This window comes from Natronomonas pharaonis DSM 2160 (genome assembly GCF_000026045.1).
Taxonomy (GTDB): Archaea; Halobacteriota; Halobacteria; order Halobacteriales; family Haloarculaceae; genus Natronomonas; species Natronomonas pharaonis.
On record NC_007426.1, the window covers coordinates 1,511,975 to 1,531,272 of the forward strand.

The window sequence follows — 19,298 nt, forward strand, 5'->3', positions numbered from 1 at the left end:
CCGGCGTCAGTCGGCGGCTGCAGCCGACGTGTCGCCGAGGTCGACCGCTCCACCGGCCGACCGCTCATCGAGGACGTCGAGGTTGTTCAGCACGAAGCCGGCGAAGCCGGCCCGGATGAGGAGGTCGACGTACTCGACAAGGATGTTGCCGCTAAACCCATCAAGAACACCCAGAATAGGCAGTACCGCGACGATGATGAGCATCCCGAACAGGAACAAGAGCAGGTTTCGAGTCTTCCAGAACAGGAGGTATCGGGACTCCGAAATCGTACCGCGGCTCTGTCGACCGAGCCAGAGAAGCAGGCTGGTTAGAACCACGAACCCGACGACCACCAGCGAGAGCATCGCCAAGCCGAGTGCTCCATCAAGAACTGACCCGAGTTCGAAGAACGTCCGGATGGCAAACATCGACGCCGCAGTGAGCACAATAATGCGTCGGCTGGCACCGCCGATATACGCGATAGCGGCGAAGATGCCGAGGTAAGCGACGTAGTCCTCAAGCAGCCGCGGAATCCCGGCCCCGTTGACAGCGCCGAACCCCGCCGACCACACGACTGATGTGATTGCTGTAAGACTGAACAGCCCGACAAACGCGTAGCCATACTTCCGGTGCCGGTCTGGTAGCCGGGTCGTCGCAGCCAACACGACAACAGCAGCGACAGCATACGCTGCCGCGAACAGGCGGTAGACTGTCGCGTCGGTTGCCAGCGCTTCAGTCATCGCCGGTCACCTCCGTGTTGTCGGCGGTCGTAGCCGCTCCCGGGCCGCCGGCGGGCGTTGCCGTCGGTTCCTCGCTCGCTGTCGACGTTGCGACATCGAACTGGTCGAGTTTCGCTCTGAGTTCGGCGGTTCTGTCGGCCAGTTCCGAGACCGACTGGGCCGAAACTGTCATCGTCTCGGCGGCCGCCTCCGCCGCGTCGGCAAGGTTCTTCGAGGTTTCAGCGACATCGAGCGCGTCGTCTTCGACCTGACTGATGGTTGCGGCGACCTCTTCAGCGCTTGCGGCCCCTTCGTCGGTCGCGTTGGCGACGTCTTTCATCGCCGTGTCGACGTCCTCTACGGTGGCGGTAATCGACTGCAGGGTCTCGTTTGCAGTCGTGACCGTCTCGCTGCTGTCTTCGAGTTCGCTCATCGTTCGGCCCATCTGCTCGGAGACGTCCAGCGCATCCTGTCGGGCGTCATCTATCGTGCCTTCGATTTCGGTGACCGCTGTCTGTGTCTCGCCGGCCAGCGACTTGATTTCGTCGGCGACGACGGCGAATCCCTCGGTGGACCCGTCGCCAGCTCCGTCGTTGCCGGCGCGGGCGGCCTCGATGTTGGCGTTGAGCGCGAGGATGTTCGTCTGCTCGGCGATGTCGTCGATGAGCTCCGTTGTCTCGGCGACGTCGTCCATCTCCGTCTCCAGCGACTCCGTGAGCGACCGAAGCTCCTGCATCGACGACTGTATCTCACCCATCGCTTCGATGGCTTCCTCGGCCTGCTCGCGGCCTTCGATACCGATATCGGCCGCCGATTCAGCCTGATTGCTGACCTCGTCGGTCGTTGAGGCGATTTCTTCGACGCTGGCGGCCAACTGGTCGGTCTCACCCTGTGCGTTCTGGAGGCTGTTGGCCTGCTCTGTCATCTCGTCGGCTAGCTGCCGAATGTCGTCAGCGAGCGACTGGTTCTCGTCGGCGAGGCCTGCGGCTTCCTCCGAAATGTCGACTGTCGAATCCTCGACATCGGCGGCGAAGGCTCGCAACTCAACGATGACGTCCCCGAGGTCGGTCACCATCTCGTTGTAGGCGGTTGTGATGCGGTTTATCGCCTCGATGTCAGCATCGGCCGACAGCCGCTGGGAGAGGTCACCGTCTGCAGTTTGCTCCATTGCGTCCCCGATGTCTTCGGCGTGGTCGACGAGCTGCTGGCTGAGCTGTTCGGCCTCCTGCTTGGCTTGCTGTGCGTCCTGTTTTGCCGCCTCCGATTCCTCAAACGCTGTCTTCAGCGAGAGCCGCATATCATCGAACGCCGAAAACAGCGTCCCGAGTTCGTCGTTTCGGTCCGACTCGGCGACCCGGTCGAGTTCACCGTCGCCGATGCGTTCGGCGTTGTCGATGAGTCGCGACAGTTCGACGGTCAGGTTCCCCGAGAGCACGAGGCCGAGCACGCCGAGGTTGAGCACCAGCACGATGGCGGACCCGATGAGCGCGGAGCTGACCGCCGCCGGCTCGCCGACAGCGAGGGCGTGGGCCCGGAACACCGCCATGAACGCGGCGGTCGCAACGAGCGTTGTCGCGAGCCCAAGGCCAATGCGTCTGCTGTACCGTTTCGTAACGTAATCGAGCATCTCCTTGCCATATGAACTATAGTTAGCAATGTTAAGCATGTGCTCGCTTTCGAGCAGTGATTCGTGCGGCGTCAGCACACGCATCACACCGGACGAGCAGACGGTTACGACGCCCGTACCAAACAGCACAAGTTTACACGAACCCAATCGGAGCGTATATGACCCAGCCTGACGGTCGCTCCTCGTCCGCCCTCTCCCGCCGGCAGTATCTCGCCGCGTTCGGTGCCGCAGGCGCTGTCAGCGCCGCCGGCTGTCTCGGCGACGTATTCGGCGGCGGGGACGCCGCTGTCGTTCTCGACGAACCGAGCGACGAACTCGACAGCGACCACCTCCCGTATCCGACCCACGGTGAGTCGTTCCCGGATTTCGAACTTCCTGACCCGATTGCAGGCGAGACGATTTCGACCGACAGCGAGACACTCGCCGACCAGACGCTCATTGTGACCGGATTCTACGCGTTTTGTCCCGCCGAGTGCCTGCTTCTCATCGGGTCGATGGCCGAAACCCAACGTGTTGTCGTCAACGACGGCTACGCCGACGATGTCACATTCCTTCCGATTACGTTCGACCCGGAGCGTGACACACCTGAAGAACTGGACGATTACGCCGACGAGATGAACGTCGACCGCGATGCCGGTAACTGGCGGTTCCTCCGTCCCGAAGACGAAGCGGAGGCTCGGGCAGTGGTCGATGAAAAACTCGCCATCAACTACGAGCAGGACGACGGTGCCGGCGACACCTACGAGTTCATCCACAACACGCTTACGTACCTCGTCAACCCCGACCGGTACGTCGAGCGAGTCTACCGCGACGACGACCTCCCGGTCGAGACGCTCGCCGACGAGGCGATGACCGTCGCTGACGCCTACTAAACACGCGTGGTCCCCCCCGGGTTACTGTCTGTGCTGTCGGTTCAGACCTGCAACGACCCGAGCGTCTCCGCAGTGCCGGGAACGGAAACACTTAGCCTCGGTGTCTTTGCGCTTGTCGGGCTGTTGGCCGGCGCCCACTGCCTCGGGATGTGTGGGCCGCTCGTGACCGTGTACTCGGACCGCCTCGGGAACGACGGACGACGGGATGTACTAACACTCCGGCAGGTGCGTCAGCATGCACTCTTCAATCTCGGGCGAGCGGTGAGCTACGGTCTCATTGGCGGCATTGCCGGGCTCGCCGGAAGCCTCGTCTTCGTCGAAGCGGGGCATTTGACCACTGCGGCAACCGAAATCCACGCCACGATGGGGCTCGTCGTCGGACTCGCCATCGTCGGTATCGGCATCGCCTACATCCGCCACGGCGGCGCGGGGCTTCCACATCTCACCATTCCCCTGCTGGGCGGGCAGTTTTCCCGGCTCCAACAGGGGATGGTCGCCCGCGTCGACCGCTGGGTTGCGGGACCCCGCATCGCTGGGCTCGGTGCGGTCCACGGACTGTTTCCGTGCCCGATTATTTATCCGGCATATCTGTACGCGTTCGTGCAGGCCTCGCCGGCCGGCGGTGCAGCGGCGCTGGTCGTGCTCGGCCTCGGAACAGTGCCGTCGCTTTTCCTCTACGGGACACTTCTCGGAGGCCTCTCTGCGACGACCCGTCAGCGACTCCACCGGCTGCTCGGCGTGGCCTTTGTCGTGCTCGGCTACATTCCGCTCCAGCACGGGCTCGCGGCGATGGGGGTTCCGCTCCCGCATCCACCGATTCCGTACTACAGCCCGTTCTAGGTGGGCGGAAAAACAGCCGACAGCTGTCCTGCTGGCTCACACGAGAGACCGCCGGGAGTTCGAGACGACGATGAGGCTGCTGGCGGCCATCAGCACGGCGGCGATAAGCGGGTTGACAAGGCCGGCGACGGCGAGCGGAATCGCGACGACGTTGTAACCGACCGCCCACACGAGGTTCTGTCTGATGCGTCGCCGGACACGGTCGGCGATGTCGAAGAACTCCGGCACCGTCGCCAGTTCATCGCCCGTGACGACGGCGTCGGCGGCATCGATTGTTAACTCCGTCCCGTGGGCCATCGCGACGCCGAGGTCGGCACTCGCAAGCGCTGCGGCGTCGTTGGTGCCGTCGCCGACCATCGTCACCTCACCGTCGGCCTGCAGCCGGGTTATCAACTCCCGCTTGGCCTCGGGGCGAACCTCGGCAAACACCTCGTCAACGGCCGGCTCGGCCTCGAACTGTCGGGCGACACGCTCGTCGTCGCCGGTGATGACAACGACATCGGTCTCCGCACCGAGGGCCGCGACCGCCTCTTGCCAGTCGTCACGTGGGGTGTCCTGCAACGCGACGACGCCAGTGACAGTCCCGTTCCAGCCGACGACGGTGGGGTGCTTCCCATCGGCCCGGGTCTCATCAACGGCCGTCCGGAACCGCTCAGGGACCGTCCATCCCTCGGCATCGAAGGTATCAGGATGGCCGACGAGCACCCGGTCGCCGTCAACGTCGGCGGCGACGCTGCGAGGGTTGCGCTCGAACGCCGTGACCGTCGCCGTGGTTTCGGGAGCGGCCGCAAGGATTGCCTTCCCGACGGGATGGCTCGACCGTTGTTCGACGGCTGCCGCCCGGCGAAGCACGGCATCAGGGTCGTCGCCAACGACATCGACGACCGCCATCTCGCCGGTTGTCAACGTCCCCGTCTTGTCGAAAGCGACCGTGTCGGTGTCGGGAATCCGCTCGAAGACCGAGCCGTCGAAGACCAGCATACCGGACGACGAGGCCGCATTCGTTCCAGCGGTAAGCGCAAGCGGCGTCGCGATGCCCAGCGAGCACGGACAGGAAACGACGAGCACCGAAACACCGATGAGGATTGCCTCACCGACCGGTCGTCCGAGCGCGACCCACCCAAGCGTCGTCACGACGGCGATGACGATGACAACAGGGACAAAGACCAAGGCAAAGCGGTTCGCAAGCCGCTGGATACCGGCATCGCTGCTTTGGACCGACCACAGCAGCTCAACGAGCCGGTCGAGAGTGCTTGTCCCCTCGTCGCCGACTTCGACCACGACGGCGTTGTCGGTGACGATGGAGCCGCCGATGACCTCCGAGCCGGGGGACTTCGGCACCGGCACCGACTCCCCGGTGATGACCGACTCGTCGACCGCGGCCGTCCCCTCGACGACGGTTCCGTCGACCGGGACTCGCTCGCCGGGGCGGACGAGCACGCGGTCGCCGGGACCACAGGACTCCAGCGGAACCTCTTGTGTCGCTCCGTCATCGTCGAGGAGTCTGGCATGGGTGACTCGCGACTCAGCGAGTTCGGAGTAGTAGTCCAGCGCACGCTCTTTGACCCGCGATTCGACGTGGTCGCCGACGGTGACAACTGCCAGAATCATCACCGCCACATCGAAGTAGACGGTCCGAGAGCCGAGCAGGAACACCGACACCGTCGAGTAGAGATAGGCGGCGCTGACAGCGAGTGCTATCAAAACGTCCATATTGGGTTGTCTGACCCGTAGACTCACGTACGCTCCTCTGAAGTACGGATAGCCGACGCCGGCGACGATTATCGTACTCCAGACGAAAAGCGGCACGAACACCATGTAGTAGAGGTTCGACTCGAAGAGAAACGACCGTGGATAGATACCAAGGTAGGTCGGGTAGACGAAAAGCAAATACGGTGCCATCACTGGCATCATCACGAGCAGCGCAATGACCGACCGGTACTCCTTGAACGAGAGCCGGTCGAGGAAGCTGTCCGGCTCCTCGCCGGGTTCAGTCGCGTAGTAGCCAAACTGGCTGAGCGCATCGGGCAGCGACGAGGGGTCGCAGGTGTCGGGGTCGTAGTGGACGCGCGCCATGTCCGTCGAGTAGCTCGCCTCGGCGGCGTAGACCCCGTCGATGTCGTCGGCGACGGACTCGATGAACAGCTCACAGGTCGCACAGTGGAGCCCCTCGACGGAGAGGTAGGCTGTCTCGGCGCTTTCAGGGACGTCGTCGGCCGGCGTTGTGTCAGTACCCAACGCCTCCTCGTCAACGTCCTCGACATCGACATCGCCGAGCGACCGGTAGACCTCCAGACAGCCCCGACAGCAGAACTCGCCGTCGACATCGGCTTCGGTCACCGGTGTGTCCGGCGTTGGCAGTTCACACAGCGTGCACGTACCCATCACCACCTATTGTGGCTCAACGTACAAGGCCGAACCGGTACGCGACGGGGGTCGCTCAGCCACCAACGACGGCCGGCTGGTGCGGCGCTCGAATCGGTTCGTTGGCTGCACCAGACGACGTTTACCGCTGGTGGTCTAACGAGCGTATATGTCGAAGCAGACGCAGGACACCTGGACCCGTCGACGAATGCTCGCCGTTGCCGGTGCCGGCGCAGTCGTCGGGCTGGCCGGCTGTGCGGACGAATCGTCCGAGGAACCGGAAGAGGAACCGGAAGAAGCTCCTGAAGAGGACCCAGAAGAGGACCCCGAGGAAGAACCGGAGGCGCTTGCCCACGACGAGCCGGCAGAGTTCCCCGAAGGCGAGGAGTGTGCCGTCTGTAATATGGTGACCCCGGAGTACCCCGAGTGGAACGCCCAGGTCGTTCACGAGAACGGCGACCGGGCGTACTTCTGTTCGAGCGGCTGTCTGTCGGCGTATGTCGCTGACCCCGAACACTTCGACGGCCCCGGAAGCGACATCGAAAACGCGTGGGTCACGTGTTACGAGTCGGGCGAACTCATCGACGGAAAAGAGGCCTACTACGTCCGCGTGACTGATTCCGACCACGTCGACGACCCGATGATGCGGAACCCGACCCCGTTCGGGATGCGGGAGGACGCCGAGGCCTTCGCCGATGAGTTCGACGAGTACGACGACAGCGACATCATCACCTACGGCGACTTCGACCAGGACCTCGCCGAGTTCTACCGGGGTAACTTCTTTGCCGACGAGGATATGGACGACCACGACCACGACGACATGGACCACGACCACGACGATATGGAGTGAGACAGGCGGTCGCAATCCGCCACCGGCAACCACAGGACGCCACGCAATTTTCTGGGAACCGTCGCAAGGCATTACACCACGCTCTGTGAACCAACACCTATGTACGACAGAATTCTCGTCCCGACGGACGGCAGCGAAGGCGCAGAACGGGCAATCGAGCACGCACTCTCGCTGGCAGAGGTCCACGGGGCGACCGTACACGGGCTCTATGCTGTCGAGCCGGTCTATTCGACGGAGACAGGTACCGCAGAGGCAGTAGCGGCTCTCGAAGACGCTGGCGAGCGGGCGGTCGCCTCGCTCGCAGAGGCAGCCGAGGCACGAAACGTCGCCGCCGTGACGGACGTCCGACGTGGGACTCCCCATCAGATGATTCTCGATTACGCCGAGGAGGAAGGCATCGATGTCATCGTGATGGGGACCGAGGGACGGACTGGCTTGAGCCGGTACTTAGTCGGTAGCGTCGCCGAGAAGGTCGTCAGACTGTCCGACGTGCCGGTGCTGACAGTCAGGGCGGAGCCAGCCGAGGAGTAGGCGGGTCAGTCCTGATAGAAGTCCGATTTTGAGGACCGATGGGGTGAAGACTGCCGCAGTTTCTCGACCCGCGTGGGTGCGTGATTGCGGACGATGACGACATCGTAATTTTTCTCCGAGGCAACCTTCGCGCCGACGCTACTGACAGTGCTGACCACTCGGCCGGCGTTCTCGCTGCCGATAAAGAACATCGACGGCGACACCTCCGTCGATAGCTCGCGGATTCGCGTGGCAATTGTCCCTGGTGGTGCGTACTTGCCGACCGTGGCATGTCTGAAATCCGCTTCCGGAGCTAGGTTAACGACCTGTTCGTGAAGGGTGGTGACTATCTGCTGTCTGTCGAACGGTTCCTCCTCGTCTATCCAGCCGCGTTCACGGGCGTACTCGGCGTTGCCGCGGGGGATAGCAGTAACCGCCAACACCTGCTCGTCGAGTACTGTGCTGAACTCGACGGCACGGACGAGTGCGGTCTCGGCGAGAGAGGTCCCGTCGAAGGGCACAACGAATATCATGATTTAATTACGTGATTGTAGACAAAACCGTTTGGTTGGCGTCAGCGTTCGCGGCTCAAAGCGGCGTCGTCAGCCGGCTGCCGACCAACTGCTCTAACAGGGCATCGGTGTCGGCCGACCGCTCCGGCGGATTCTCCAGCAGGACCGTCTCGCTGGGGAAAAGCTGTTCACCGACCCGGAGGCCGTGGTCTCTGGCCGTCGAGCCGGTGACGGTCAGATAGACGCCCATTCCGACGGAGGCGATGGCAGCTTCTTCTTCGCGCTCGCCGGGATACCGGAACGAGACGCCCTCCATGGCGTCTGTACCGAGGACTGCTTCGACGAGCCGTTCGTACCGCGGCGAGATACACAGCGGCCCCTCGTAGTCCTCGATGAACTCACGAGTCGGCGATTCGGACACGTCAGGCGTTGCGAGCAGCGTGTGGTAGACTGTGTCGCCGAGACCACCAGCGACACGAACGTCGGTGTCCCGCGGGTCGATGCGGTCGTTAAGCTCCGACAGCGACCCGAGCGGTTCGGGTTCAATACCGACAACCTCCTCCAAAACGAGGTCGGCCGCGTCGAACCCGAGGGCAAACTCGTGCTTGCGGAGTGCCCGGAACGGCTCCTCGCGGCCGACGAGGTGCAGTTCTCCGTCCTCGACCGGCACCCGCCAGCTGTCGAAGACGATTCGACGCGGCATTCCGGGGCGTGCGTCCCGGAAGAGCGTGTACTCAGGGGCGTACGTGTCAGTGTCGCTGTAGTCGGCGAGCCGGTCGTAGACCGACCGTTCGTCGGTCTGGTTGCCCTTCGTGACGGCCTTCTCGTAGCGGAGCGTCGATGCGATAGCGTCGGCACGGTCCTCGACGCCAGCCAGCGACGCGACCCGTTCCAGCACGGCCTCAAGCGGTCTCCCCTTCCGCGGAACGGCGACGCGAGTCGTCATTATCGGAGCGTGCGGCTCAAAGGGTAAAACACGACTGGTTCTCAGGCGGCGTCGGTGGTGTCGGCCTCTGTGTCGTCGCCCGCCGCTGCCCCGTCATCTGTGTCGCTTGCCTGCGCAGCATCGTCTGTGCCGTCCCCGCTCCCCGACCCGGCTACGTCGTCTGCCGCATCGGCAGCCACCGCGGGTGACGTGTCGTTCTCAGCCTCGCCCGCCTCCGTGTCCGGCTCGCCGTCCCCGACTGCCGGCACGTTCCCACCCAGGCCGCTGAGTGCCGTCGCCAGCCGGTCCCGCAACTCGGCGACATCCGAAAGCTCCGCTTCGAGCGACTCGATTTCAGCCTCCAGCTCATCGAGCCGTGTCTCGGTTTCCTCTTGAAGTCCCGTCTCTACCTCGGAAAGCTCTTCGCGCAGCTCTTCGATACCATCCGTTGCAGCAGCGGCGTCGTCGGCGATACTGTCGACCCGCGATTCAAGCGCCTCAAGCTCCGATTCAACGGCGACTTCGACCTCCTCGTCGATGGCCTCAAGGTCGTCTTCGACCTCCGTGACTACATCGTCAAGTCGAGTTTCGACATCGTCGAGCTGCTCTTCGAACGTTTCCTCAACGTCGTCCAGCCGGGCGTCGATATCGTCAGTCGCCTCGACGGCCTCGTCGGCGACGGACTCGACAGCATCGATGCGGGCCGTCGTCTCCTCGTAGTCGTCCCGAACGTCTTGGATGAGCTGCTGTGCATCGCCGTTCTCATCGAGAAACGCCTCGAGCGCCGACGTGTAGGCGTCGAGGTCGGCGACCGACGACTGAAGCTGCTCGATTCGAGCCTCGACGCTGGCGCTTGCGAGGTTGACGCCCAGTGCGTCCCGGAGATACAGCACCGTCTGCCGGTCGACGGCGCCGGCGTTTATCTCCGTCGCCAGTTGTGCGACCAGCGAGTCCTCGTCGCCGGGCGCGATAGCCGCCTGCTCGCCGTCGTCAGCTTGACCTGCGGACGGTTGTCTGTCGTCCGCGCCGGCCGTCGTTCGGCCGGCACCGGAGGCCGTCGCGTCGTCGGCTATCGGACCGATTCCCATCTCGATGTCGCCAGCGGCCTGTGCGGCGGCTCGCTCCGGTCCCGAGAGCGGTGGGTCAACCGATTCGATTTCGGGCTCGGACATGAATTTCCTTGCGACCTCGGCGTCGCCCCCACGGAGTCCGTAGACAGTGGTGAACTCTTCTCCGGCGTCGAAATCCCGCTCGAAGACGATTTGACCCTCCTCGACGTCCCAGAACTCCGCCCCGTAATCGGGGTGGAAGCCGATATCTTCCGGGGCGACGTCCTCCGGGACCGTATCCGTGATGCGGACGGATACCGACTCATCGCGCTCGGATTCGATGGCGAACGCGATAGCAGGAACTGGGAAGTCGTCCGGCTCGAACGACTTCTCGACGGTGACACCGTCGCTCGATGCCGTCACGACCTCGGTCGGGTCGGCGTTGCTCATAACCTCTAGTGAAACCAGCCGTAAATAAAGCTATTCGACGGTGAGAAACTCACGCACAGTTTCCATCGGCCGGTACGGCGGCTCAAACGGCTGATTCGGCTACACCGAGGTCCGGTCGCCGATTTCGAGTATTTCCAGCGTCCGGGGGTGGTCGAAGCTTCGGGTGTGGTCTCTGAGCGCGGTCGGGTCGGCCGTCAGCCCCTTCCACATGTCCCAGTGGGTTGGCAGCAGCCGGTCGAGCTGGAGCTGTGCGGCCGCCTCGGCGGCCATGTTCTCGTTGGAGTACCACTGCGTGTATTTTGGCTCCCGTGTCTCTTTGTCGGGAATCATGCCGGCGGACCCGAAGGCGACAGCACCGAGGTCGATGTCGTAGCTGCCGCCGATTGCCTCGAAGTCCTCACTGGGCCGGGCGTCGCCGCCGTGGAAGAAGGTCCCCGACTCGTGTTCGACGACGTAGCCGACCGGGTGGTCGGCGTCAGGGTCGTGGGCAGGTTCGACGTGAATCCGGAGCGACCCGACTTCGAGCGTCTCACCTTCGGTTATTTCGGCGATATCGTTGCCGTCAACCCCATGCTCGTCGGTCCAAGCCTCTGCCGTCGCCACCGATGTCGGCGGCCCATAGAACGTCGCGTCGGTGCCGGTGAGAATCGGGGCCTGCGAGGGACCGTGCGTGTGGTCGGTGTGGTCGTGGGTCGCCAACACTGCGTCGGCTTCAACGACGTCTGTCGGCTCGAACGGGACCGGAATCATCCGGACGGTCCGCGGCGGGTCGCCGGTGCCGAGATACGGGTCGATAAAGACGGTCGTCCCGTCTGCGGCCTTCAACGCGAAGCCGTTGCAGCCGAGATACCAGACAGCTAGTCCGTCGGGTTCGGCGGCCGCGATTGCCGTCGGCAACCAGTCGCCCCAGTCGGAGTGAATCGTCATAGCGGCGCTTCGCCGTGGCGAGTCAAAAAGCCGGCCGGTTCGTTCTTTCAGCCACTGTATGCAAACGAGCGATGGACTCCAGAAACGTGCAGGTTTTACGCCCGCGGCCACAATCGCTGTGCAATGAGTCAGCAACCGGAATCGGACCGTACGGAGGGTGATCTCCGAAATACGGGGATGGAACTCAAACACGAGCGGACGTGGGACTACGAACTCGACCGCATCGTCGACGCCGTCGAAGAACGCGACGCGATGAAGGTCGGCCTCCAGTTCCCCGAAGGGCTCAAACGACGAGCCGGTCGTGTCGCCGACGACCTCCGGCGGCTGCTCCCCGACGAGACGACGGTGCTCCTCTCCGGCCAGCCCTGCTACGGCGCGTGCGACCTCGATACCTACATGATGCGGCGGACGGACGTGTTCGTCCACTTCGGCCACTCGCCGATGAAGGAGTCGGACAAGATAATCTACGTGCCGCTGTTTTCGAACGTCGAAGTCACGCCGATTATGGAGGAAGCCCGGGCGGAGCTCGCCGCTCCCGAAGAGGACGACGCCGTCGGCCTCGTGACAACCGCCCAGCACATGAACCGGTTCGATGAAATGCAGGCGTGGCTCGAAGAGCGCGGCTATACTGTCGAGACCCGTCGTGGCGACGAGCGGCTGACACACGAGGGGCAGGTTCTCGGTTGCAACTACGCCTCCGCCGATGTCGACGCCGACCAGATTCTCTACGTCGGCGGCGGGAAGTTCCACCCGCTCGGACTGGCGATGGAGCATCCGGACAAGAAGGTCATCATCGCCGACCCGGTCAACAACGCCGTCCACGTCGCCGACACCGAGCAGTTCATGAAACAGCGGTACGCCGCCGTTCACAAGGCGATGGACGCCGAGGAGTGGGGTGTCATCTTCTGTACCAAAATCGGTCAGGGCCGATGGGACACTGCCGAGGAAATCGTCGAGGCGAACGACAACGCCTACCTGATTACGATGGACGAGGTGACGCCCGACCGCCTGACGAACTTCGGGTTCGATGCCTACGTCAACACCGGCTGTCCGCGGATTACGACCGACGACGGACCGCAGTTCAAACAGCCGATGCTTACGCCCGGCGAATACAAAATCGCCATCGGCGAAAAGCCGATGGACAGCCTCTCGTTCGACACGTTCCACGGCACGTGGTAAGGCGACGGTCGCCTGCCTCGGGACAGCCTGGGCGGGAAGCCACCAACATATATCCGTGACATAGCCGAATCCCCAGCATGGTCTGCCCTCCCCGCCGATTCCTCCCGCCGGCCGTACCCGTCGCCGGCACCATCGCTGCCGTTCCGACGGTCGCCGCACAACCATCCAGTGAGGAGGTTGTGGCTGCCACCATCGGTGACGCCCTCGGCTCAATGCTGTGGGCACTGATTGCGCTTGCCTTTTGGGTTGTCATCGCCCCCGACTACAGCAGAGACGTTACCGACTGGAGCATCAAGCAGCCGGGCAGTGCATTTTTATATGGTGTCGCTGTCACGCTCGGCGTTGTCGTTGTCACGTTTCTCCTCGTCGTTACCGTCGTCGGCGTTCTCGTGGCGATACCGCTGCTTTTGGCGGTAGCGCTTGCCGTACCGCTGGGGTTTCTGGCAGTCGGCCGGACGGTCACAGACAGCCTGGGTGCGGCTGCCATTGTCGGCGTTGTCATCGCTGGTGTCACCGGGCTCGTTCCCGTTCTGGGCGGTATTGTTGGCTTCGTCTGTAGCTGTTTGGCGCTCGGCGGAATCTTCCTCGAGTACACCGAAGGAGACGACGGCCCTCGGGGGCGGCCAGACCGGCCACCGTCTACAGGTGACGACACGCCGTACGGGCCGTTGAGTGAAGACCCAGACCGGGCATCTGATTCAGGAGGCCACAGTTCTTCTCCCCCCGGCAGCCGGCAGACCGGGGGGTCGAACGACGGCCGCCCAGAAAAAGGAGCATCAGAGGATTGGGGGGCAGGTTCCAGCCGGAGCCTCCCAGAAGAGAGTCCAGAGGAGCGCCGCCGAGACAATCCGGACGACGCGCCCGAGGACCCGCCGGAAGACCCGCGTGAAGACCTGCCGGAAGACAGGTGGAACGAAAGCGTCGAGGACTGGGACTGGGGCCTCGATGAAGACGAAGACGAAGACGACCGGTAGCGCCGACTCACAGACGGCTCGCCTGCCGACACGGCTACTGTGTCGTACCTGAGGGTTTTAATAGTACGAGGCGACCCTCCAGTAGAGCGACAGAATGGGAAACCGGCAGCGAATGGCACAGCTCTCCGCCCGGGCGCGCGAAGACCCCGCCGCGGTTGTCGACTGTCTCCCGGAGCTACGGCAAGAGCTCGCGACGCTTGACCCGCGTCCGAGAGAACACGCCGCGGAGGTCGTCGCGACAATCGCCCACCACTACCCCGAAGCCGCCCGGACAGCCGTCGACGACATTCGGCCACTGCTTTCGGATGCGAACCCCGGCGTTCGGGCCGAGGCGGCTCGGGCGCTTGCTGAAGTCGCCACTACCTTCCCGGATGCCGTCTATCCATCCGTCTGTGACCTTCTCGACCGGCTTACCGACGACCACTACGAGAGCCGTGTCAACGCTGCCTGGGCGCTCGCCGAGCTTGCGACCGAGCAACCAGCCGGGCTCCGACCAGCGGTTGAGGCTCTCTGTGGTGTCCTTACCGACGACGTTGCGGCCGTCCGGGCCGGTGGCGTCTGGGCGCTGGCCGAACTCGCCGAGGAGTATCCCGAGCCGGTACGGAACGCAGTACCTGCGCTGCGGCGGTTGCTGGATGACGACGCGACGCTGGTCCGGGTCCACGCCGCCCGGGCGCTGGCGGTCCTTGCAGAAACACATCCCGACGCTGTCGAGCCGGCCCGAGTCGACCTCGAAGCGTTCGGTAACGGAGAGCCCGAAGACCTCCGAAAAGCGGTAACGTTCGCGCTTGCCCAGCTCGACGAACAGACCACCGAGGCGAAAGCAACCTCCACGGCCGGAGCTACTATCGACGACCCGCTCCCAGAGGAGGAGTGGATATTCGGCGGCTCCGACACCGAGACGACCGCGACAAGTTCCGGTCTCTCAGCCGGCGGCATTCCCGAGACAGTCCCAGATGTGCCGACACCGGACCTCAGCTACGACGACCTCAAAAAGCAGACCACGGTCGAAAACGGCGACCTGTCCGCCGTCTATCGGGCGGCTGCGTCGACCGAGAACGGAACTGTTCCGGTCGCGCTGAAGGAGCTTCGACCGTCGGACGGGGCGACACTTGACTCCGACCTCGCACACGAGGCCTACACCGAGGCGCGACGCTGGGAGGGCCTCGACGACCACGACCACATCGTCACTCTCGTCGACTACGGTCGTGAGCCGACCGTCTGGTTCGCAATGGAGTATATGGACGCCGGCCATCTCGCTGAGGTCGCCGACTCGCTCGCGTTCGAGCACAGGCTCTGGAGCGCACTGGTACTTACCCGTGCTATCCGGCGAGCCCACCGGGCCGGAATACTGCACCTCAATCTCAAGCCGGAAAACGTGCTCTTTCGGACCGTCGACGACGGGTGGGCGGTGCCGAAAATAAGCGATTGGGGTATGGAAATCCAGCCCCATCAAGACGACCACGACGTAGTGCCACGGTATGCGGCCCCGGAACAGCTCGCTGACGATGGCCGGACAGACGGTGTCACGGATGTCTACCAGCTCGGTCGGGCGTTCTATCAGCTCTTTACCGGACGGCCGGCTTTCGAGACGACGCCGGAGTGCCCGGCAGACATCGTCGAGGCCGAACCGCCAGCACCGAGCGACATCGCGTCAGTGCCAGCAGCGGTCGGAGACATTATCCGGACGGCGATGGCACCGAGCCAGCCGGACCGGTACGGAGCGGTCGTCTACCTGCAGGAGGAACTGGAGACTATCTGTGCCGACCACGGGGTGCCGACGACGTAGCGGCACGGGGAGCAGGGACGGAACGTCAGGGGGCGGAGAAGGCTACTTGCTGAGCTCGGCTGCTTCAAGCGCCGCTTCCGCCGAGTAGTCGTCGTGAACCACAAGCGAGACCGCACGGGCAATGTGTTCCGGCGACTCGTGCTGGAAGATGGTCCGGCCCATCGAGACGCCGGCCGCGCCGGCATCCATCGCCCCGCGGACATCGCGCAGTGATTCGAGGTCGCCGTCCGGGGAGCCGCCAGCAATGAGCACGGGGAGGCTCGTCGACTCACAGACGTGTTCGAAGCTCTCGGCGTCGCCGCTGTAGCCCGTCTTGATGAGGTCTGCACCGAGTTCTTCGCCGAGCCGGACAGCGTGGCCGAGAGCCTCGGGGTCGTCGCCCTCGATGTCAGGGCCGCGAGCATATGTCATCGCCAGTACGGGCAGCCCGTACTCAGCAGCCTGGTCGGTCAGCCGACCGAGTGCCTCTATCTGCTCGCGTTCGTACTTCGAGCCGACGTTGATATGGAACGAGACAGCGTCGGCGCCCGCCCGCAGAGCGGCCTCGACAGAGCCAGTGGCCCGCTTGTCGTTGGAATCGGGACCGATGGCCGTCGAGCCGTTGAGGTGGACGATATAGCCCGCGCCGTTTTTGTTGCCGTGGACGCGGTCGGCGATTCCTTTCTGTGTCAGCACCGAGTCGGCACCGCCGCGGGTGACGGCGTCGATGGTGGATTCGATGTCCTTGAGGCCGTTGACGGCCCCGAGTGTGATACCATGGTCCATCGGAACGACGACGTAGCGGCCGTCGGTTCCGACGCGGTCGAGACGTGCAGCAATCCCTGGTGTCATCTTATGTGTGAGTGTGAGAGTGTCCGTCAAGTTCGTTCCGGTCCCGGCTGACGTTGCTTGCCGGCGACCGCCCCCGATTTCAGTTCGCGGGCGAGCGATTCGAGTCGGTCAGCGACGACGTCTGGGGCGTCACCGTTCTCGTGGCCCTCCGCAACGATGTCGACGAGCGCCGAGCCGACGATAACGCCGTCGGCACCGGCAGCAACGACGGCTTCGGCCTGTTCGCCGCTGGAGATGCCGAACCCGACGGCCTTCGGCACGTCGTACGCTTCAAGCCGGGCGAGGGTTTCGGCGGTCCGGTCGGAGACATCCTCTCGCGCGCCGGTCACGCCAAGGCGGGCCTGTACGTAGACGTAGCCCGAGACCTGCTCCATCATCCGTTCGAGCCGGTCGCCGGCGGTCGTTGGGGCGACGATGAAGACCAAATCAAGGCCGTACTCGTCACACGCCTCCCGAAGCGGTCCGGCCTCCTCCGCAGGCAGGTCGGGGACGACAAACCCTTTGAGGCCGACCTCGGCAGCCCGCTCGACGAACGGCACGACGGGCTGGCTGCCCGCAGGGCCGTACTGGTAAATGAGGTTGTAGTAGGTCATACAGACTAACGGTACATCGACATCGAGCGTCTCGACGAACTCGAAGAACCGTTCGGGGGTCATGCCGCCCTCCAGCGAGCGAACGACCGCCTGCTGGATGGTCGGCCCCTCGGCGATGGGTTCCGAGAAGGGTAGGCCGAGTTCGATAACGTCGGCGCCGCCGCGGGCCAGCGCCTCGACGTAGGCCAGCGACGACTCGAAGTCGGGGTCGCCGGCCGCGAGATACGGAACGAACGCTGGCTCGTCGAAGGCGTCTTCGAGGCTCACTCCTCGAACACCTCCATCGTCGGTGCGGCATCGAGGCTCCGCTTTTCGGTCTCCTCAATCGCAGCCTCGAGGTCCTTGTCGCCGCGGCCAGAGACGTTGACGACAACCGGTTCTTCGATGGCTGCCTCGTCAGCACCGTCCGGGCCGAGCGTCTCCTCAAGAAAGCCGAACGCGTGGGCCGTCTCTAGCGCTGGGATGATGCCCTCTGCTTGCGAGAGCCGGTGGAACGCCTCCAAGGCGGGTTCGTCGCCGACGGTAACCGGAGTGACACGGCCTTCGTCGACGAGATGGGAAAGCTCCGGCCCGACACCGGAGTAGTCGAGCCCCGAGGAGACACTGTGGGATTCCATGATCTGCCCGTGGCTATCTTGGAGTAGCTTCGTACGCGCACCGTGGAGGACACCCTCCTCGCCGGTCGAAAGCGACGCCGAGTGCGGCGCGACGCCTTCCTCCTCGTCGACAGTCAGCGACGAGCCGCCGGCTTCGACCGCATAGAGGTCAACGTCGTCCGCAACGAACTCGGCAAACGCGCCCATCGTGTTGGAGCCGCCACCGGCACAGGCAACGACTGAACCGGGGAGTTCACCGAGTTGGTCGCGCGACTGCTGACGAATCTCTTCGGAGATAACCGAATGGAAATCACGAACCATCGCGGGGAACGGAGCGGGGCCAACGATGCTGCCGATGACGTAGTGGGTCCGTTCGACCGTTGTCGCCCAGTCGCGCATCGTCTCGCTTATCGCTTCCTTGAGCGTCCCGCGGCCGATATCGACCGGGTTGACTGCCGCGCCGTTGATGCGCATCCGGAAGACGTTCGGCCGCTGCCGGTTGATGTCACGGCGGCCCATATATATCTCACAGGGCATATCGAGATGGGCCGCGGCCATCGCCGTAGCGGTGCCGTGCTGGCCCGCGCCGGTTTCGGCGATAATGCGCTCTTTGCCCATGTACTTCGCCAAGAGCACCTGACCGAGAGCGTTGTTCAGCTTGTGTGCGCCACCGTGGAGCAGGTCCTCCCGCTTGAGATATATTTCGTGGTCGTATCGCTCCGAGAGTTGGTCGGCCCGCTGCAGCGGTGTCGGCCGTCCGCCGAAGTCCCGAAGCCGCTCGCGGAACTCGTCCATGAATCCGTCCTCGTTTTCCAGCACGTACCGCTCGTAAGCGTCTGTCAGTTCCTCGATGGCGGGCATCAGCGCCTCGGGGACGTACTGGCCGCCGTAATCGCCGAATTTGGTATCAGGTTCAGACATCTGTGAGTCGCTCCGTGTTCTCGCGGACATCGCCGTCCATGATGGCCGAGCCGACGAGCAGGCCGTCGGCACCGGCCGACCGCATCCGTGTCACGTCTTCGCGCGTCTCTATGCCGCTTTCCGCAATCAGGGTGACGCTCCCGTCGCGTAGCTCCGGAACCGATTCGACGACCGACTCGAACGTCGAGAGGTCGACCGAAAGCTCCGCGAGGTCGCGGTTGTTCACCCCGATGATATCGGCTCCGGCGTCAAGCGCTGTGCGGGCTTCCCCGGGGGTATGAACCTCCACAAGGACCTGAAAGCCGCGCTCCCGGGCCGCCGCCAGCAGTCCGTCGAGGTCATCGACGAACCGAGCAATAAGCAGTACGACATCGGACGCGACGGCGTCAAGCTGGGCCTCTCTGAGCAGGAAATCCTTCCGCAGAACGGGGACCGAAACCGCCTCTCGGACCCGGCGGAGGGTTTCGGTCGACCCGCCGAAATGCTCGGGTTCGGTCAGCACCGACAATGCCGCCGCACCGCCGGCGACCATCTCTTCGGCGAGTTCGACCGGGTCATCGGTCCGTTCGCCGTCGGTCGTCGGACTCGTCGGCTTGAGTTCCGCGATGACCGGCGCGCGGCCGCCGTCGGCAGCGGCATCGAGTGCATCGGGTAATGACCGCGCGTCGACGGTACAGCGCGTCTCGCCGCCGTCCCGCTCCTCGGCTGCCGAGAGGATAGAACGGACGGCTGGAGATAGCTCGCCACTAGTGTCCATTACTGTACATTGACGAACTCATCTGCACATAAG

General features: G+C 64.0%; 18 protein-coding genes. 7 read left to right on the top strand and 11 right to left on the bottom strand.

All coding sequences use genetic code 11. The features are described from left to right. Nucleotides 1-6: 6 nt before the first annotated feature. Entirely contained in the window at nt 7-720 is a 714-nt protein-coding gene (locus NP_RS07755) for a G protein-coupled receptor family protein (RefSeq protein WP_011323279.1), read from the bottom strand. After that, nucleotides 713-2,326 carry a methyl-accepting chemotaxis protein gene (locus NP_RS07760; protein WP_158303758.1) on the bottom strand — a complete coding sequence of 538 codons (1,614 nt, stop codon included), beginning with the start codon at nt 2,324-2,326 and terminating at the stop codon, nt 713-715. Before NP_RS07760 ends, NP_RS07755 begins: the two co-directional genes overlap by 8 nt. Before the next feature lie 158 nt (nt 2,327-2,484). On the opposite strand from NP_RS07760, the gene NP_RS07765 reads away from it, so the two are divergent. Both NP_RS07765 and NP_RS07770 read left to right on the top strand, forming a co-directional pair. Next, nucleotides 2,485-3,198, top strand: coding sequence for an SCO family protein (locus NP_RS07765; protein WP_011323281.1), 714 nt, complete (start codon nt 2,485-2,487; stop codon nt 3,196-3,198). 30 nt (nt 3,199-3,228) lie between these two features. Next, nucleotides 3,229-4,038 carry a sulfite exporter TauE/SafE family protein gene (locus tag NP_RS07770; protein WP_011323282.1) on the top strand — a complete coding sequence of 270 codons (810 nt, stop codon included), beginning with the start codon at nt 3,229-3,231 and terminating at the stop codon, nt 4,036-4,038. A gap of 36 nt (nt 4,039-4,074) precedes the next feature. On the opposite strand, the gene NP_RS07775 is transcribed toward NP_RS07770, so the two are convergent. After that, on the bottom strand, nt 4,075-6,423 hold the full coding sequence (locus NP_RS07775) for a heavy metal translocating P-type ATPase (protein ID WP_011323283.1): 2,349 nt from the start codon (nt 6,421-6,423) through the stop codon (nt 4,075-4,077). A 148-nt stretch (nt 6,424-6,571) separates the two neighbouring features. Here NP_RS07775 and NP_RS07780 point away from each other — a divergent pair, with 148 nt between their 5' ends. Continuing rightward, the gene (locus tag NP_RS07780) at nt 6,572-7,252 is read left to right on the top strand and encodes a nitrous oxide reductase accessory protein NosL (RefSeq protein ID WP_011323284.1); all 681 of its coding nucleotides are present in this window, start codon (nt 6,572-6,574) and stop codon (nt 7,250-7,252) included. Between the two features lie 99 nt (nt 7,253-7,351). Beyond that, nucleotides 7,352-7,783 carry a universal stress protein gene (locus NP_RS07785; RefSeq protein ID WP_011323285.1) on the top strand — a complete coding sequence of 144 codons (432 nt, stop codon included), beginning with the start codon at nt 7,352-7,354 and terminating at the stop codon, nt 7,781-7,783. Nucleotides 7,784-7,788: 5 nt separating this feature from the next. Here the strand turns inward: NP_RS07785 and NP_RS07790 are convergent, their stop codons facing one another. The 4 genes from NP_RS07790 to NP_RS07805 all read right to left on the bottom strand — a co-directional run bounded on the left by NP_RS07790 (nt 7,789) and on the right by NP_RS07805 (nt 11,625). Further along, entirely contained in the window at nt 7,789-8,295 is a 507-nt protein-coding gene (locus NP_RS07790) for a universal stress protein (protein ID WP_011323286.1), read from the bottom strand. A gap of 55 nt (nt 8,296-8,350) precedes the next feature. Next, entirely contained in the window at nt 8,351-9,220 is an 870-nt protein-coding gene (locus NP_RS07795) for a hypothetical protein (RefSeq protein ID WP_011323287.1), read from the bottom strand. Nucleotides 9,221-9,261: 41 nt separating this feature from the next. After that, on the bottom strand, nt 9,262-10,698 hold the full coding sequence (locus NP_RS07800) for a coiled-coil domain-containing protein (protein ID WP_011323288.1): 1,437 nt from the start codon (nt 10,696-10,698) through the stop codon (nt 9,262-9,264). Nucleotides 10,699-10,797: 99 nt separating this feature from the next. Beyond that, the gene (locus tag NP_RS07805; RefSeq protein ID WP_011323289.1) at nt 10,798-11,625 is read right to left on the bottom strand and encodes an MBL fold metallo-hydrolase; all 828 of its coding nucleotides are present in this window, start codon (nt 11,623-11,625) and stop codon (nt 10,798-10,800) included. A 123-nt stretch (nt 11,626-11,748) separates the two neighbouring features. Here NP_RS07805 and dph2 point away from each other — a divergent pair, with 123 nt between their 5' ends. The 3 genes from dph2 (at nt 11,749) to NP_RS07820 (ending at nt 15,567) form a co-directional block, all read left to right on the top strand. Beyond that, the gene (dph2, locus tag NP_RS07810) at nt 11,749-12,804 is read left to right on the top strand and encodes a diphthamide biosynthesis enzyme Dph2 (protein WP_011323290.1); all 1,056 of its coding nucleotides are present in this window, start codon (nt 11,749-11,751) and stop codon (nt 12,802-12,804) included. Nucleotides 12,805-12,881: 77 nt separating this feature from the next. Continuing rightward, on the top strand, nt 12,882-13,778 hold the full coding sequence (locus NP_RS07815; protein ID WP_011323291.1) for a hypothetical protein: 897 nt from the start codon (nt 12,882-12,884) through the stop codon (nt 13,776-13,778). A gap of 112 nt (nt 13,779-13,890) precedes the next feature. After that, complete coding sequence (locus NP_RS07820) at nt 13,891-15,567, top strand: protein kinase domain-containing protein (protein WP_011323292.1); 1,677 nt, start codon at nt 13,891-13,893, stop codon at nt 15,565-15,567. A gap of 42 nt (nt 15,568-15,609) precedes the next feature. Here the strand turns inward: NP_RS07820 and NP_RS07825 are convergent, their stop codons facing one another. Genes NP_RS07825 through trpC form a run of 4 tightly spaced genes read right to left on the bottom strand, consistent with a single transcriptional unit; the run spans nt 15,610 to nt 19,265 of the window. After that, nucleotides 15,610-16,398 (bottom strand): 2-amino-3,7-dideoxy-D-threo-hept-6-ulosonate synthase, encoded by a 789-nt coding sequence (locus NP_RS07825; RefSeq protein ID WP_011323293.1) that lies wholly within the window; start codon nt 16,396-16,398, stop codon nt 15,610-15,612. A 26-nt stretch (nt 16,399-16,424) separates the two neighbouring features. After that, complete coding sequence (gene trpA / locus NP_RS07830; protein WP_011323294.1) at nt 16,425-17,258, bottom strand: tryptophan synthase subunit alpha; 834 nt, start codon at nt 17,256-17,258, stop codon at nt 16,425-16,427. Then, a complete protein-coding gene (gene trpB / locus NP_RS07835) occupies nt 17,255-18,508 on the bottom strand; it encodes a tryptophan synthase subunit beta (protein WP_011323295.1) in 1,254 nt (417 codons plus the stop codon). Before trpB ends, trpA begins: the two co-directional genes overlap by 4 nt. Continuing rightward, a complete protein-coding gene (gene trpC / locus NP_RS07840; protein WP_011323296.1) occupies nt 18,501-19,265 on the bottom strand; it encodes an indole-3-glycerol phosphate synthase in 765 nt (254 codons plus the stop codon). The genes trpB and trpC overlap by 8 nt, the downstream gene beginning before the upstream one ends. Nucleotides 19,266-19,298 lie beyond the last annotated feature (33 nt).

Coding starts and splice junctions, on each gene's coding strand:
- NP_RS07785 (WP_011323285.1), top strand. CDS start 7,352: ATGTACGACAGAATTCTCGTCCCGACGGACGGCAGCGAAGGCGCAGAA.
- NP_RS07800 (WP_011323288.1), bottom strand. CDS start 10,698: ATGAGCAACGCCGACCCGACCGAGGTCGTGACGGCATCGAGCGACGGT.
- NP_RS07795 (WP_011323287.1), bottom strand. CDS start 9,220: ATGACGACTCGCGTCGCCGTTCCGCGGAAGGGGAGACCGCTTGAGGCC.
- NP_RS07755 (WP_011323279.1), bottom strand. CDS start 720: ATGACTGAAGCGCTGGCAACCGACGCGACAGTCTACCGCCTGTTCGCG.
- trpB (WP_011323295.1), bottom strand. CDS start 18,508: ATGTCTGAACCTGATACCAAATTCGGCGATTACGGCGGCCAGTACGTC.
- NP_RS07780 (WP_011323284.1), top strand. CDS start 6,572: ATGTCGAAGCAGACGCAGGACACCTGGACCCGTCGACGAATGCTCGCC.
- NP_RS07775 (WP_011323283.1), bottom strand. CDS start 6,423: ATGGGTACGTGCACGCTGTGTGAACTGCCAACGCCGGACACACCGGTG.
- NP_RS07825 (WP_011323293.1), bottom strand. CDS start 16,398: ATGACACCAGGGATTGCTGCACGTCTCGACCGCGTCGGAACCGACGGC.
- NP_RS07805 (WP_011323289.1), bottom strand. CDS start 11,625: ATGACGATTCACTCCGACTGGGGCGACTGGTTGCCGACGGCAATCGCG.
- NP_RS07820 (WP_011323292.1), top strand. CDS start 13,891: ATGGCACAGCTCTCCGCCCGGGCGCGCGAAGACCCCGCCGCGGTTGTC.
- NP_RS07815 (WP_011323291.1), top strand. CDS start 12,882: ATGGTCTGCCCTCCCCGCCGATTCCTCCCGCCGGCCGTACCCGTCGCC.
- NP_RS07760 (WP_158303758.1), bottom strand. CDS start 2,326: ATGCTCGATTACGTTACGAAACGGTACAGCAGACGCATTGGCCTTGGG.
- NP_RS07790 (WP_011323286.1), bottom strand. CDS start 8,295: ATGATATTCGTTGTGCCCTTCGACGGGACCTCTCTCGCCGAGACCGCA.
- NP_RS07765 (WP_011323281.1), top strand. CDS start 2,485: ATGACCCAGCCTGACGGTCGCTCCTCGTCCGCCCTCTCCCGCCGGCAG.
- trpC (WP_011323296.1), bottom strand. CDS start 19,265: ATGGACACTAGTGGCGAGCTATCTCCAGCCGTCCGTTCTATCCTCTCG.
- dph2 (WP_011323290.1), top strand. CDS start 11,749: ATGAGTCAGCAACCGGAATCGGACCGTACGGAGGGTGATCTCCGAAAT.